Below are 963 nucleotides of genomic sequence, written 5' to 3' on the forward strand. Positions count from 1 at the left end.
AATCTTTTGATTTACTAGATTCATATTTTTCTAGCAAATCTTTTATTTCTTGCGTGCTTAAGTAATATTCTCCATCTTTTATAGTATTATTTTCATCTTGATAGCCTTTATCATAGCAATGAAATAGTGGTTGATGTGTTTGTTTTGTGGTGGTGCTATTGTCTTGCAAATGTCTATCAAAGTCATTTATATAACCAAAATCTGTAAAACTAGGCACAAAGTGAGTATAGCCTTTTTGTTGCTCTAATTCCGCTTTTTCTTGCAAAGTTAATGCTTTTCCGCTTCTAGCTTCATAGCTTGCTACTATGTGATTGCCTCTCAAGATTGATAGTGTAAGTCCATCGAAAAGCAAAGATATTTTAGCTTTGAAATAAGGACTAGCAGGGCATTTTTGATAATTATTAGGTGTTAGAATCTTATTTGTGGTGTTTTTGGATTGATAAATAGATTGTTTATGTGTCGTATGGGCTGAATGGGTATGATTAGAATGCTTTGAGTTATGTGAATCATTGAGGTTGTTTGGATTATTGAGGTTATTTGGATTATTGAGGTTGTTTGAATCACTTGAATTACTTGAACTATGCGAATCATTTGAATCATTTGAATTGCTTGAAATATTTGTATTATTTGAATCTATTTTATTAGATTGTTGTTGATTAGATTGTTGAGTGGATTGTTGATTAGATTCTTGTGAATGCGGCGATTGCGGTGATTGCGTATAAATATGATTAGATTCTTTTGCTAGATAATATGGATTTATTTCATACTCATCATCATTTATAAGCTCTACACTAAAAAAATCTCCTCTCTCACTATGTGGAATCTCAAATACAACTTCACCATTTGCAGTAGTGATTTTAGATTTATAGCATTTTTTAGAATCTATATTTGTTATTTGAATCTCTTTGTTTTTTAGGGGAATTAGCAAATCATAATCTTTGATTATGAGTTTAAAGGGGAATG

At 30.5% G+C, this 963-nt stretch carries 1 protein-coding gene; it reads right to left on the reverse strand.

Features of this window, described 5'->3' with window-relative positions; all coding sequences use genetic code 11:
- Nucleotides 1-963: hypothetical protein (locus ACWIUO_RS13770; RefSeq protein WP_454178456.1), on the reverse strand; the 963-nt coding region annotated here is incomplete at both ends.

Source organism: Helicobacter sp. T3_23-1056 (genome assembly GCF_053654535.1).